Genomic DNA, 2,065 nt, shown 5'->3' with positions numbered 1-2,065 from the left:
CGCTCTGGGAAGGACTGATGAGCGGGAAGCCCGCCGCCGTCGTCGTCCCCGAGTTGGGCCGGTTTCCCGGCGACAAGGTCTGGGCGGCGCGTGTCGGCGAAGGCGGTGATCCGGTGGACGGGCCGAGCAGGTTCGCGCAGGCCATGCGCGCCTCGGCGAGAGAGGCCATCGAGGACGCGGGCACCCGCGGCTGGCAGCCCGGCAGGAGGGTCGGACTGCTGCACGCGGTCGTGCTGGGCGAGGTGGACCTGTGGCGCGACTTCTACGTCACGCGCGGTGGCAAGCTACCGGTGCACGACTACCTGGCGTTGATGCCGTCCACGCCCATGTCGATGTTCATGCAGGAATACGGTTTCCACGGCCCAGCTATGAACGTCTCGGCGATGTGCGCGTCGGGCAACGCCGGCCTGATCACCGCGAAAGCATGGCTGGACGCAGGAATCGTCGACGACGTCGTGTTCGTCGCGACGGACCTTTCGCTCACCCCAGAGAACGTTTCCCACTTCGTCCGGCTCGGGGTGGCGATCGTGGACGCCGAGCCGCTCGACGCGTGCCGCCCGTTCCAGCAGGGCAGCAGGGGTTTCGTGATGGGCGAGGCATCGGTGGCGTTTGTCCTTTCGCACCATGCGACACGTCCGTACGCGTTCACGCTCGGTGGTGCGATGTCGCACGACGCGTACCACGTGACGTCGATCGATCCACGGCTCGACCAGATCACCGCGTGCTTCAGTGACGCGTTGGGGAACGCGTCGGTGAGCGCGGCCGACGTGCGCTACCTCAACGCGCACGGCCCCGGTACCGCGCAGTGCGACGCCGCCGAGGCGGCCGTGCTGGAACAGCTGTTCGCGCAGGAAACCGAGATCTACTCGGTGAAACCACTGACGGGACACTGCCAGGGCGCGGCGTCGTCGATCGAAGTCGCGGTGACCGCGATGGCGTACGACAGCGGGGTGATCCCGGCGCCACCGGTGGTCGCACCAGGACACCCGCGACTGCTGGACGGGCTCACACCACTCGGCGGCGGTCTCACGATCAAGTCGTCACTCGGTATGGGCGGCCACAACTCCGCGGTCGTGCTGGCGCCGCCCGCCTGATGGATGCAGGACCGAGGATCTGTGGACCGGTGCCGGTTTTGCGGTCATCGAAATCGACATCCACGTGGCCGAGGTTACGCTGGATTTGAACTGCCGCAGCATGTAAGAGGCCTGCGCCGCTCGAAAAGTCATCGCTGCGCGTCATGCGGCGTATCGGTACTCGTTGATGAGTCCGCCGAGGATCTGGGAGCGTAGCAGCCTGTAGGTCTTGAGGTCATGCACGGCGGCGGGTTGTTCTTGAGCTTTCGGTGTAGCTGGCGGTGGGTCTGATGCGGTCGGGTCGGCTCATCCCGTTGCGGCGGCCCGCATCGAGGCCTCCACAGCGGTGCTGCGCACGGTGTGGGCGCCAAACTCTGCAACGGGTCGTTCACCTGCGGCGATCGCGCATCATCCACAACTGGAGCGTGATCCCCACCACCCGCACGGTCACCTTGCCGCGCCCGTCGACGGAGACCACGCGGACACGGGCCGCCACAGCGCGGCGTCGTACGGCTTGTACGTGGGATAGGAGTATTCGGTCCCTACACGTAGGTCAGCCTGCTTCACGATATGGCAGCGTCTCACGAGCCACCGACAGTTCGCCTCCCGCGCCGACAGCCGGTGTAGATCTTGTTGTCGCTGACATGACAGCGCTGTATGTACCGAGAAATACGTCCGTGCAGGTCAGCAGGTGTCGATGGGTACCGGTCATCGTCCGGCATGATCGCGGCTCGTGCTGGTCCGATTCGCCTACCTCGCCGTCTCCCACGCTTTCGCTGCGCTATGGCTATTGCGCACGACCGACCGTGAGAAGGACGTCGAGATTCTCGCTCTACGCCATCAACTCGCGGTCCTGCGCCGGCAACTCGGCGATCAGCGCCCACGGTTGAGGGCTGAGGACAGGGCGTTGCTCGCAGCCTTACTGCTGCCCTCGCCCGCGCGACGTTGCGTCGGCTACGGCTGCTGGTCAGCCCGGATACGGTGTTGAGGTG

At 66.2% G+C, this 2,065-nt stretch carries 1 protein-coding gene; it reads left to right on the top strand.

Translation table 11 applies throughout. The annotated features are described in order from the left end of the window. A partial coding sequence (locus FXN61_RS49070; RefSeq protein WP_167980588.1) for a beta-ketoacyl synthase N-terminal-like domain-containing protein occupies positions 1 to 1,094 on the top strand: 1,094 nt, incomplete at its 5' end. Positions 1,095 to 2,065 lie beyond the last annotated feature (971 nt).

The sequence above is a fragment of the Lentzea indica genome (assembly GCF_012184385.1).
Lineage (GTDB): Bacteria > Actinomycetota > Actinomycetes > Mycobacteriales > Pseudonocardiaceae > Lentzea > Lentzea indica.
Note: the sequence above shows the minus strand (reverse complement) of the source record. Positions and strands in the feature narration are given on the sequence as shown.